Origin of the sequence: Actinoplanes sp. NPDC048791 (genome assembly GCF_040650095.1) — a bacterium.
Taxonomy (GTDB): domain Bacteria; phylum Actinomycetota; class Actinomycetes; order Mycobacteriales; family Micromonosporaceae; genus Actinoplanes.
The window spans coordinates 1-10635 of the sequence record NZ_JBEZGQ010000212.1 but is presented as its reverse complement, the minus strand read 5'-3'; the positions used below and the strand labels follow the sequence as shown (position 1 = coordinate 10635).

Sequence of the window (10635 nt, the reverse complement as noted above, 5' to 3'; positions counted from 1 at the left end):
GGGGGCGGACGCGGTCCTGCCGGAGGACATCTCCGAGGCGGACGATCTCGGTCGATTGCGAGCTGCACTTCCCGCCGTACCGCTGGCTGTGAACCGATCCGAGACCGCGAGTGGCCGCGGGCGCTTGCCCGGCGCGGAGCTGGCCGGGTCGGGGGTGCGGCTGGTGCTGCACCCGCTCGCTGCCGTGCTCGCGGCGCAGCGGGCGGCGTCGCTGACCTACCGCACGATCGCCGAAGAGGGAGACGCCGGGGACGTGGACCGGAAGCCGCCGCCGGCGCTGGCCACGGTGAGCGAGCGGCCGGCCTTGCGGGCCACGGGGAGCAACCGCCCGGCCGCGCGGACCACGGTGAGTGACCGGCCGGCGGCCGTCACCCCGGGCATCGACAAGATCGACACCTGAGGCCGGTTAATCGGTTGTCCGCCCGGCGGGGGCGGGCCTACCGTATGGATCACCACCGAGACGCACCGAGATGGTCAGGAGACCGAGATGTTGTGGCAGCCTTCGAACACCGCGCACCGGCTCACGCCGTGCCGCGAGGCTGCCGTCGCCCTGACCGGGCGGCTCAGTGCGGTCAGTGAAGGCAGCAACGGCAACCACGAATCGGGCAGGCGGCGCGGCTAGCGCACCTCGGCACAGCCGCCGCCCACCCCTGCCGGGTCGGGCGGCTTTTTCGTATCCCTACGGGTGTAGCTCAATCGGTAGAGCAACGGCCTCCAAAACCGTGCGTTGCGGGTTCGACTCCTGCCGCCCGTGCTTGGTCGCCCCGGCCCCGGCCGGCGGCAACGGCGCTTGACAACTCCACAGCGGATGACAGAAACAAGGAACGCCCGTGAGGCTGAGGGAGGTAGACCACCGGACTCTCGATCCTCCAGGACCGGGTTCGACCCCCGGACGGGCGACGGCACCATCTCTGTGCGGTCCTGGTGAACTCGGCGGACACGCCGGTCTTCCAAACCGGAGCAGCGGGTTCGATGCCCGCGGGCCGCTCGGAGCCGGGCAAGGGACGGCGGAAGCCCGCGCGCCGGCTACCTCGGGTCGCATCCCGCGGTGGCTCGCCGGCAGGGAGTAGCTACCCGGCCAACGCGGATCTCCGCCGCCCCTCCCGGCACCCCACGCGGTTGTAGCTCAGTGGTAGAGCGCGACGTTGCCAACGTCGAGGTCCCGGGTTCGAGTCCCGGTAGCCGCTCCGGAACACCCTGGGTCGCGCGCTGTCTGACGCGGCGACCGGCCGGCGGGGCCGCGACCCCGCCGGCCCTCTGCGGGCTGGTGCAACCCGGCAGCACACCCGGCTCTGAACCGGGAGGTTGGAGGTTCGAATCCTCCGCCCGCAGCTCACGCCCTCGTAGCCCAACGGCAGAGGCCCGACGTTGAGGACGTCGCCAGTGCGCGTTCGAATCGCGCCGAGGGCACGCAAGGCAGGCCAGTGGAGCACGACAGGTCGTGCACCCGTTTCGTAATCGGGAGGTAGCGGGTTCGAGTCCCGCCGCTGGCTCGGAACCCTGGGCTCGTAGCTCATCTGGTAGAGCGCCCGTGTCGCAAGCGGGAGGTGGCCGGTTCGACTCCGGCCGGGTCCACGCAAGAAGGCCACCGAGGGTCGGTGGTCCTGGAGAGCTGGCCGAGTCCGGTTGAAGGCAGCGGAGTGCTGATCCGCCGCAGGGGCACCAGCCCCTGCCGAGGGTTCGAATCCCTCGCTCTCCGCGCTGCACGATCCGGCGTCGCCCAATCGGCAGGGCAGCGCACTGTTAATGCGTACAGGTGAAGGTTCGAGTCCTTCCGCCGGAGCCGTCCCGCCCGTATAGCTCAGCGGGAGAGCGCCGCCTTCACACGGCGGATGTCCCAGGTTCGATCCCTGGTGCGGGCACTGGCCGGACAGGCCGAAGTTGTGGCTGTAGCTCAGCTGGTCCAGAGCGCCGGGTCGTGGCCCCGGAGGTCGCCGGTTCGAATCCGGCCAGTCACCCTCAGGGACCGTCGGCAAAACGGGATACGCCGGTTCGAATCCGGCTTCGGCCTCCAGCCTGTCATCCGCTGTGGAGAGGGATCCGTGACCGCTGACCTGGGCACCGTTTACATGCGGTGGACGTGGTGCCGGGCCGTGCTGCACCGCGGCTGGTGGCTGGTGACCAGCGTCTACCTCGTCGTCGACGCGCGGCTCGGCCCGTCCCAGCTGGTGTTCATCGGTGTCGGTCAGGCCGTGGTGGCGTTGGTGTTCGAGGTGCCGGCCGGGGTCGTCGCCGACACTCTCAGCCGTAAGTGGTCGCTGGTGGTCTCGCACGTGCTCATGGGGGCCGCCATGCTCGCCACCGCACTGGTCGGCGACTTCCTGTCATTGCTGGCCACGCAGATGCTGTGGGGGCTGTCGTGGACCTTCGCCAGCGGCGCGGACGTGGCCTGGATCAGCGACGAGCTCGATGATCCGTTACGCGTCCCGGTGGTGCTGATCCGGGCCGAGCAGGCCCAGCTCACCGGGACCGTCGCCGGGCTGGCGGGCCTCGGCGGGCTGGCCTGGCTCACCGGGCGGACCACGGCGATGGTGCTCGCCGGCGCAGCCATGGCGCTCCTCGGCCTGTACGTTGCCGCCTTTCCCGAGCGGCGCTTCGTTCCGGCGCCGGCGAATCGGTGGGCAGCGGCCCGGTCGATCCTGGTACGCGGGTCGGCGCTGGTCCGTACCAGCCCGGTCCTGATCGCCGTGTTCGCCGCGACGTTCCTGGTCAGCGGCGTGGCCGACGCCTTCGGGCGGCTGTACCCGTTGCGGCTGGTCGCCCTCGCGCCGGCCGTTGATCCGGTTCTCTGGTTCACCGGGCTGGGTGTGCTGATGTGTCTCTCGGGGTTTGTCGCCCTGAGCTTCGGGCAGGCCGGACTGGGCGGTGCGCACCCCTATGTGCTGGCCTGCGGGGTCGCGGCGGTCGGCGTCGTCGGCCTGGCGTTCGCCCCGGACGCGTTCAGTGGCAGTTCCGCCGTACTGCTGGCCGCGGGTGCGTTGCCGCTGACCCGGACCTTCGGCACCCTCCGGGTCAACGCCCGGGCCGCCGGGGCGGTCCGGGCCACGGTGCATTCGCTGCTCGCCCAGGCCGAGTACGCGGGAAAGATCGTCTGCGGCCTCGCGATCGCCCTCGTCGCCGGCCGGACCGGGATGCTCGTGGCCCTGACCGCGGGCGGTGCGCTGCTGGTCGTCGCCGGAGTCCTGGTCCGGTGGCGCCGCGACTAGGACGGCGGCGCGGTCGGCTTGGGGGAGTACTGGTCCTTGCACTCGGCCACGGTCAGGCAGGTGAAGACGAGCTGGTCGACGCCGGACAGGCTCTTCACCGGGCGCTCGTCGTCGCGGAGCTTGCGGACCGCGGCGATGTCGGTCATCCGCACCTCGAAGCTCTCCGGCAGGTTCTCCGGGCTGATGCCCGCCACGTCGGACGGATCGGCCGAGAACATCTTGTGCATCTTCTCGTACGCGGCCTGCTTGTCGATGAACGTCAGGCCGGTGAAGCCCGGAAGGGCCCGCAGCGCCGTCTCGACCTCCGTACGCTGCGCCGGGGTCGCCTCGTTCTTGAGGATCACGGTGAAGGACGCGTTCTCGTCCAGGATCTTCTGGATCTGCTCGTCCCGTGACGGCCCGGCGTCGTCGCCGAACAGGCCGCACCCGGCGGACCCGGCCACCACCAGCAGGAGGACAACAACGATCTTCAAGATGCGCACGGCCAGTAATGCTAGTGCGGCGCGCAAGGAATCGACGCTTGTCTGGATCAATTCGACGCGCGCTGCGACGATGGGGCGATGGGGGAGCGGTTCGGGTTCTGGCGGCGGGCGCGACTGCCGGGCAGCCGGCACTGGTTGTCCTACGTGTACGCCGCGATCGGCGCGCTCCTGCTGCTCGCCGGATTTCTGCTGCTCTATCCGATCCGGCACGTCGACAACTTCGCCACCGAGCTGCGGATCAGCATCGGGTCGAACATGCTCGACCTGGTGCTGGCCGTGCTCGTGTTGCAGCCGCTGGTGCTCTCGCTCAACCGCAACGCGGTGAAGTGGCGCAACCGGCTCGACTACCGCGAGGTGATCAGGCGCATCGAGCGGTCCACCGACCAGGTGGACATCTGGAAGTACTGGACCGGGCTGCTGGAGCCGCGGCTCGAGCGCACGTTCGCTCTCGCCGTACGCGCGGCTCTGGAACGTGGGGTGCACTTCCGGATCATGCTGACCGATCCGTCGTGCCCGGACGCCGCCGAGCGGGCCCGGCAGGTGAGCCCGACCGACGCCGTGGCCCTGATGCGCCAGAACATCGAGCAGCTCGACGCGATCGTGCACGACCTGCCGCCCCGGTCGGCCGAGCTGTTCCGGGTCAGGATCAGCTCCGCCGGTCCCGCGCACGCCATGTACCGGGTCGACGACTGGCTCTCCTACGGCCTGTTCCGCGACCGCCGGGTGAGCGAGAACTACCAGCGTGAGGTCAGGGTCCGCGGCGACCTGGGCGGTCTGGCGCTGGAGGCGTTCGACAACCGGTGGAACGGCACCGGCCTGCAGACCATCACCGAGCACTACCGGATGTGCCTGCGCTTCACCGTCCCGGATGCGGTCGTCGAGCATGAGCTCCCGTACGTCGTTCACGACGGCGAACACTGGGTCAACGTCAACCCGGTCGCCCTGCCGCACGCCTTCCACCCCGACCACGAGGTGTCCGTGTGCGGGGACGGCCGGCAGCGGTACGCCCTGGCCGAGGCCGGCGCACAGACCCAGGAACGCGTGTCGGACCTGTACGCCGCCAAGTACGGCCCGGACCAGGGCGCCGTCCTGCTCAGGCTGATCAGCCGCTGACCGGTCCGGACACGACGGTGCCCGGGCGACCCGCCCGGGCACCGTGTGACATGTCAGCGGATCACGAGATGCGGATCTTGGCTGAGGTGCCGTTCTCCTCCAGCACGCGGATCTTCACGCCCACCGCGGGGAGCTTGACCCCGTGGTTGGGCAGTTCCTCGTAGAAGTACTTCTTGGTGTCGTCGAACAGCGGCTGCGCCGCCTGCCCGCGCAGGTACGACGGCTGGCCGTTGATGTGCAGCGTGAACGAATCGGCCTTGCGGAGCCCGAACGGCGCGTCGTAGACCTGGATGCGCGCGCTCCACGGCAGGCCGTCGAGCCGGTACTGCGGCCGTGGGTGGGCGTCGATGTAGAGGTTGCGGCCCTGACCCGGATGCCAGTTGGTGTCGTTGTCGACCTGCGACCGGTCCCAGTAGGAGATCAGCACCCCCTGCTGGTACGAGTAGTGCTCGACCCAGTCCGGTTTCGTGTTGAGGAAGCCGAAGTTGTACGGGCCGGTCTTGAGATAGCGGTCGTAGGAGACGTACGTCCGGTGCCCGGCGATGTAGTAGTTGTCGTAGTCGCCGGTGGAGCTGGTGCCCACGGTGCTGAAGCCCTTCAGCGTCCACGGCGTGGTGCCCTCGGCGTCGTCGCTGAACAGCACCGTGCCACCGTCGGTGACCTGGATGTTGTCGGCGAAGAAGCCACCGGCCGAGAAACCGCCGTCGGTGCGGTAGTAGAGCTGCAGGTAGACGTTCTGGCCCGCGTACGCGTCCAGCGGCACGTTCACGTCCACCCACTGGTTGTCGGTGCTGCCGTCGATCGCCGGTCGCGGCGGGTTGGCCCCGTCCCGTCCGAACGGCTGCCCGTTGACCGTGCCGTCGAGGGCCGTCCACCGCTGACCGTCGAGCGACGCCCGGACGTACAGGTAGTCGAAGCCTTCCTCGATGTTGTAGCGGGCCTTGAACGACAGGGCCGGATCGGTCGCGCCGGTCAGGTCGAACTGCCGGGTCATCGAGTTGCGCAGGTCGTCGGCGTTGCCGGAGAAGTACTGCCGGGAGCCGGAGAACGGCGCGCCGAACTCGGTGGTCACCCGTTTCTTCGGCAGCACCACGACGGCCGCCTGCGCCTTGTTGCTGTTGTACTCCTGTGGCCCGAGGGTCAGGGTGCGCTTCTGCTTGGCCACCACCGTCTCGTAGTCGAGCCAGCCGAGCTGGAGCTTGTTCCACGCGCCGAGGTCACCCGGGCGGGTGCCCAGCGGCTCGCCCTTGGCGTTGAGGCGGCTCTGCGCCATCAGCGTCCAGTACTCGTTGTTGTTGGTGCCGCCGGTCAGCACGTTGTAGTCGTCGGGCAGGCCCAGGTCGTGGCCGTACTCGTGGACGAAGACGCTGAGGCCGCCGTTCTCCGGCTGCATCGTGTAGTCGCCGATCCACAGGCCGGTGTCGGCGATCTCCGTGCCGCCCAGCAGGTTGCCGGCCGGGCCGCGGTCACCCTCGTCGTCGCCGTACGCGAACGCACGGTGGCTCCAGATGGCGTCCTCGGCCTGGTACGGGTCACCGTCGGCCTCGTCGCCGCCGGCGTGCACGATCTGGAAGTGGTCGAGGTAGCCGTCCGGCTCGTTGAAGTTGCCGTCGGCGTCGAAGTCGTACCGGTCCCACTGGTCGAAGGTCTTGAGCTCCGCCGCGATCTGGGCCTTGGTGCGCCCGCGGGCCTCCTGATCGGCGACCCACTGGTTGGCGGCGTCCCGGACCAGGTCGTAGGAGGTGTTGCAGACGTTGCTGGAGCAGACGTTCGGGTCGTCGCCGTTGGCGTCGGTCGGGTCGTCGCCGGAGCGGCCGTACCGGGCCTCGTTGTACTTGACCTTGACCCAGTCGGTGACTGTGCCCTCCACGCTGTACCGGCCGGACGACTGCGTCTGGTAGTACGTCTTGACCGACTCGACGTTGCGGCCCTGACCGAAGTACAGGTTCTGGTAGTGGTCGCGGTTGTAGTCGGCCTGCCAGACGGTCGAGTTGTCGACAGCCCGGTTCGGCTCGGGGATCTGGTTGTGCACCGGACCGTCGAAGCGCTGCGGCCCGGGCGTGGTCGGGTCGGTGTCCTTGTCCGGGAAGCGCGGGTCACGTTCGTCACCGAACTCGGCGAGGATGACGAAGATCCGGTCGGTCTGCTCGCGGGCCAGCTCGACGTACTGGTCCCGGTTGTCCTTGGCGCCGCGGCGGTTGCGCGCCTCGCCGCCGAAAGCGCCACCGCCGGCGGCCTGGCCGACCTTGACGACGGTGCTGCCGTTGCGCTTCTCCAGCTTCGCGCGGCCGGACAGGACGTCACTGACCGCCTTGTCCCGCAGCGTGCGCCGCTTCTTCTCCAGCGGGTTGACCAGCTCGTCGCTGGCCACGCCCGGATCGTTCTTCGACGGCGCTGCCGCCGTCGTATCGGCTGGCGGAGCCGCCACCGCCGCCGGACTGAGCGAGACGCCCACTCCGGACGCCAGGCTCAGGCTCAATAATCCCACCAAGGCTTTTCGCACGGACGAACCTCCGCGATCGTCATGCCGCCCCCGCCGATCAGGCAGGACGGGCCGGATCGAATGTGGACCTGTACAAGGCCTGTGAAGGAACGTAGACATCGACGAGTTCAGAAGGGAAGACCTCGGCGGGGTCGGCTGCGCGACGCCGCTCGGCAAGAGCAACAAGCGACTCGTCGGCTATACCGGTACACACACGGTCAGCTCGGCTTTTGTCGCAGGGCAGGTCGCCCGTCGCTCTTGGTCTCACCTCAACGTCCCGATTCCCCCGTACGCGCTGCGTAACCGGGCGAGGGCGACCTGTTCCCTGCAACGGATCCAATGGTCGTCGGCGGACCTTGTGCGAAGCATGGGAGACTGGTCAAGTTCCTTGTAGATTTCTTGAATCCCCTGGTGGGAAGCGTTCAGGCGAAGGGTGTGCTGAGGTCAGTTGGCGGCGGAGTTCGGGGTGCTCGGCGCCGTGGAGGCCCGGGTCGGCGGCCGGCCCGTCGAGCTCGGGCATGCTCGGCAGCGCTCTGTACTGGGCGTGCTGCTGGTCGAGGCCGGCCGGCCGGTCACGGTCGACCAGCTGATCGACCGGGTGTGGGGCGCCGACGCCCCGCAACGGGCCACCGGCGCGCTCTACAGCTATCTGTCCCGGTTGCGGCGGGCCGTCGCCGACGCCGCCGAGGTGACGATCGAGCGCCGGGCCGGCGGATACGTGCTGACCGTCGACCCGCAGGTGGTGGATCTGCACCTTTTCCGCCGGCTCGTCACCCATGCCCGGGCGGCCGAATCCGACCGGTCGGCCACCGAGCTGATCGAGCAGGCGCTCGGCCTGTGGCGCGGTGAGCCCTTCGCCGGCCTGGACACCCCGTGGCTGAACGCGATGCGGCGGCTGCTGCTCGGTGAACGGTTCGCCGCCGAGCTCGACCGCAACGACGTGCTGCTCCGGCTGGGCCGGCACGGTGAGCTGCTGCCCGCCCTGGCGGCCGCCGTCGCCGACCATCCGCTGGACGAACGGCTCGCCGAGCAGTCGATGCTGGCGCTGTACAGGTGCGGCCGCCAAGCGGACGCCGACGAGCAGTACCGGCTGATCCGCCGCCGCCTCGCCGACGAGCTCGGCAGCGATCCCGGCGCCGGGCTGCGCCGGCTGCACGAGCGCATCCTCGCCGCCGACCCGACCCTGGCCGCCCCGGTCGCCGACACCCCGGTTGCGGCGGTTCAGGTGACCGCGCCCGCGACGGTGCCGGCCCAGCTGCCCGCGGACGTGCGCGCTTTCACCGGGCGTACCGGTGAACTGGCCGCGCTGGACCGCCTGCTGGCGCCGCCCGAGGGCGACGAGCCGCCGCTGACGGTCGCGCTGCTTTCCGGCACGGCCGGGGTGGGGAAGTCCGCCCTGGCCGTACGGTGGGCGCACCGCGTGCGGGAGGCGTTCCCCGACGGCCAGCTGTACGTGAACCTGCGCGGTTACGACGCCGAGCAGCCCGTTGCGGTCGCCGACGCCCTCGCCGGTTTCCTGACCGCGCTGGGCGTACGCGGTCCGGAGATGCCGCTGGGCACCGACGAGCGCGCCGGCCGCTACCGCTCCGAGCTGACCGGCCGCCGGATGCTGGTGCTGCTCGACAACGCCTCGTCGGTGGAGCAGATCCGGCCGCTGCTGCCCGGCACCGGCTCGTGCCTGGTGCTGATCACCAGCCGGGACTCGCTGCCGGGCATGGTGGCCGTCCACGGCGCCGAGCGGGTCAACCTGGATCTGCTTCCCCTGGCCGACGCGGTGGGCCTGCTGCGCCGGCTGATCGGTGCCCGGGTGGACCGGGAGCCGTCCGTCGCCGCCGACCTGGCCGCGGCCTGCGCCCGGTTGCCGCTGGCGCTGCGGATCGCCGCCGAGCTGGCCGCGGCGCGCAGCGACGTCTCGCTGGCCGAGCTGGTCGCCGAGCTGGGCGACCATCAGCTGCGGCTGGACCTGCTGGACGCGGGCGGCGATCCGCGCGCCGCGGTCCGCGCCGTTTTCTCGTGGTCGTACCAGAATCTGCCCGCCGACGCGGCCCGGGTCTTCCGGCTGCTGGGCCTGCATCCGGGCGGCACCGTGCACGTCGCGGCGGTGGCCGCGCTGACCGGCGCAGACCTGGGGGAGGCCCGGCGGCTGCTCGGCGTGCTGGTCCGGGCCAGCCTGGTGTACATCGGGCGGGGCGGGCGGTACGGCATGCACGACCTGCTGCGGGCGTACGCCGCGGAACTGGCGACCGAGCACGACCCGGCGCCGGCGCGGAAGGCCGCGCTGACCCGGGTTTTCGACCACTATCTGGCCGGTTCGGTCGCGGCGATGAACGCGCTGCACCCGGACGACCCGGCGACCGGCGGTGACCCGGACGCGGCCCGCAGCTGGATCGAGGCGGAACGGCCCAACCTGGCCGCCGCCTGCACGTACGGTGCCGCGCACGGCTGGTACCGGCACGCCGTCACCATCGCGGCGACCATGTTCCGCTATCTCGACGCCGGCGGCCCGGTCGCCGAGGCGGTCACCGTGACCGCGGCGGCCGTGTCCGCGGCCCGGGCCCTCGGAGACCGCGAGGCCCAGGCCCGGGCGCTGTCCGATCTGGGCCGGTTGCACCGGCGGCAGGGCCGGCTCGGCGAGGCGGCCGAGACCTACCGGCAGGCCCTGCTGCTCTACGCCGACCTTGGTGAACGCGCCGCCGAAGCGGTGGCGCTGCGCAACCTGGGCAGCGTGCACTGGCGGCTGGGCGACTACCGGCAGGCCGCGGAGCACTATCGACGGGCCTGGGCGCACTACCGCGAGCTGGGCGACGAGGCCGGGCAGGCCGACGCCTCGGTGCGGCTGGGCCTGGTCGACGCCCGGCTCGGCGACGAGACCCAGGCGATCGGACGCCTCCGGTCGGGGTTGGCGCTCTTCGCGCGGCTGGGCGACCGGTTCAGCGAGGCGTACGTGCTCTCCCTGCTCGCGCGGCTCACCCAGCAGCCCGCCGACCTCGAACGGGCCGGCATCCACCTGGAGCAGAGCCTCGCCGCGGTCCGGCAGGCCGGCGACCGCACCGCGGAGGCGTACGTCCTCACCGACCTCGCCGCCGTGTACGCCCGGGTCGGGAGGCTCACCGAGGCGGCCGGTCAGCTCCGCCAGGCCCTGCTGCTGCACCGCCGGATCGGGGACCGGGCCAGCGAGGCCGAGGCGCTCAACGACCTCGGCCAGGAGCTGCGCGCCGCCGGCGACGACCAGGAGGCGGGAAGCCAGCACGACCAGGCGCTGCTGCTGGCGCGGGAGATCGGCGACCGGTTCGAGCAGGCCCGCGCGCACGACGGCCTCGCCGCCGCCGACGTCACCGGCGGGCCGCACCGC

General features: G+C 71.0%; 5 protein-coding genes, 11 tRNA genes and 1 pseudogene. 15 read left to right on the top strand and 2 right to left on the bottom strand.

Translation table 11 applies throughout. The features are described 5' to 3' along the window. From AB0C29_RS17730 to AB0C29_RS17670, 13 genes and pseudogenes are all read left to right on the top strand, one after another. Positions 1 to 400: pseudogene (locus AB0C29_RS17730) on the top strand (hypothetical protein); the annotation flags it as partial. Positions 401 to 681: 281 nt separating this feature from the next. Beyond that, positions 682 to 754: transfer RNA gene (locus tag AB0C29_RS17725), tRNA-Trp, on the top strand. A gap of 161 nt (positions 755 to 915) precedes the next feature. After that, positions 916 to 988: transfer RNA gene (locus AB0C29_RS17720), tRNA-Gly, on the top strand. 127 nt (positions 989 to 1115) lie between these two features. Continuing rightward, a tRNA-Gly gene (locus AB0C29_RS17715) sits at positions 1116 to 1187 on the top strand. A 71-nt stretch (positions 1188 to 1258) separates the two neighbouring features. Beyond that, positions 1259 to 1332 (top strand) — tRNA-Gln (locus AB0C29_RS17710). A gap of 5 nt (positions 1333 to 1337) precedes the next feature. After that, positions 1338 to 1410, top strand: a tRNA-Leu gene (locus tag AB0C29_RS17705). Between the two features lie 10 nt (positions 1411 to 1420). Further along, positions 1421 to 1493, top strand: a tRNA-Thr gene (locus tag AB0C29_RS17700). 9 nt (positions 1494 to 1502) lie between these two features. Further along, positions 1503 to 1575, top strand: a tRNA-Ala gene (locus AB0C29_RS17695). A gap of 31 nt (positions 1576 to 1606) precedes the next feature. Continuing rightward, positions 1607 to 1699: transfer RNA gene (locus AB0C29_RS17690), tRNA-Ser, on the top strand. A gap of 10 nt (positions 1700 to 1709) precedes the next feature. Then, a tRNA-Asn gene (locus AB0C29_RS17685) sits at positions 1710 to 1783 on the top strand. Positions 1784 to 1790: 7 nt separating this feature from the next. Beyond that, a tRNA-Val gene (locus AB0C29_RS17680) sits at positions 1791 to 1862 on the top strand. A 21-nt stretch (positions 1863 to 1883) separates the two neighbouring features. Next, positions 1884 to 1958, top strand: a tRNA-His gene (locus AB0C29_RS17675). A gap of 84 nt (positions 1959 to 2042) precedes the next feature. Continuing rightward, a complete protein-coding gene (locus tag AB0C29_RS17670; protein ID WP_360821358.1) occupies positions 2043 to 3206 on the top strand; it encodes an MFS transporter in 1164 nt (387 codons plus the stop codon). Here the strand turns inward: AB0C29_RS17670 and AB0C29_RS17665 are convergent. Beyond that, positions 3203 to 3688, bottom strand: coding sequence for a permease-like cell division protein FtsX (locus AB0C29_RS17665; protein ID WP_360821357.1), 486 nt, complete (start codon positions 3686 to 3688; stop codon positions 3203 to 3205). The two genes, AB0C29_RS17670 and AB0C29_RS17665, sit on opposite strands and share 4 nt — an antisense overlap. 78 nt (positions 3689 to 3766) lie before the next feature. On the opposite strand from AB0C29_RS17665, the gene AB0C29_RS17660 reads away from it, so the two are divergent. Then, entirely contained in the window at positions 3767 to 4801 is a 1035-nt protein-coding gene (locus AB0C29_RS17660; RefSeq protein WP_360821355.1) for a hypothetical protein, read from the top strand. Between the two features lie 61 nt (positions 4802 to 4862). Here the strand turns inward: AB0C29_RS17660 and AB0C29_RS17655 are convergent, their stop codons facing one another. Beyond that, complete coding sequence (locus AB0C29_RS17655) at positions 4863 to 7289, bottom strand: immune inhibitor A domain-containing protein (RefSeq protein WP_360821360.1); 2427 nt, start codon at positions 7287 to 7289, stop codon at positions 4863 to 4865. 442 nt (positions 7290 to 7731) lie between these two features. On the opposite strand from AB0C29_RS17655, the gene AB0C29_RS17650 reads away from it, so the two are divergent. Continuing rightward, positions 7732 to 10635, top strand: a 2904-nt coding sequence (locus tag AB0C29_RS17650) for a BTAD domain-containing putative transcriptional regulator (protein WP_360821353.1), incomplete at its 3' end; no start/stop codon positions are given.

Excerpts from the sequence above, each read along its gene's own strand:
- AB0C29_RS17660 (WP_360821355.1), top strand. The coding sequence starts at position 3,767 with ATGGGGGAGCGGTTCGGGTTCTGGCGGCGGGCGCGACTGCCGGGCAGC.